This is a genomic window from Vibrio sp. 2134-1, from assembly GCF_033339495.1.
Genome location: NZ_JAWOUS010000669.1, coordinates 1 through 599 on the forward strand (window position 1 = coordinate 1; position 599 = coordinate 599).

Annotated in this window: 1 protein-coding gene; it reads left to right on the forward strand. The window is 47.2% G+C overall.

Annotation, left to right across the window (positions count from 1 at the left end; all coding sequences use genetic code 11):
- Positions 1-599: DUF3450 domain-containing protein (locus tag R7R78_RS27865; protein ID WP_225474819.1), on the forward strand; the 599-nt coding region annotated here is incomplete at both ends.

Below are 599 nucleotides of genomic sequence, written 5' to 3' on the forward strand. Positions count from 1 at the left end.
CTGCCCACGCAGCGAATTTAAACGATGCACAAGCAGTGCAGAGTAAAACTAACCAAGCATCAGCGGTTAGCCAAAAACGTATTGATGCAAGCGCAGAAAAGGCTCTGACGCTGGAAGCGGAAATCGAACAGCTTCAGGAAGAAGTCAGCAACTTGAAGATTTATCGTGATCATCTTTCAAGTTTGGTCGAAAGCCAACATCAAGAAGTGAACAGTTTGAACGAGCAAATTGAGCAGATTGCTCAAACTCGTCAGGGTGTCGTGCCATTGATGTATCACATGCTTGAAGGACTCAAGCGCATAGTGGCCAGCGACAAACCTATTCGTAAAGCTCAGCGTGAAGAACGCATTGCGAAGCTTGATGATCTGATGACGCGAGCCGATGTTGCCGACGCAGAGAAATTCCGTCGAATCCTAGAAGCCTACCAAATTGAAATGGACTACGGCACCAAGCTTGGTATCTACCAAGGCAAAATTAACCTAGATGCTAACGAAAAAGTGGAAGCAGATGTCCTTTACTTGGGCCGTGTATCTTTGGTTGCGCGTAGCCTGTCTGGTGACAAATTCTGGAGTTGGTCGCAACAGCAACAAGCCTGGCAG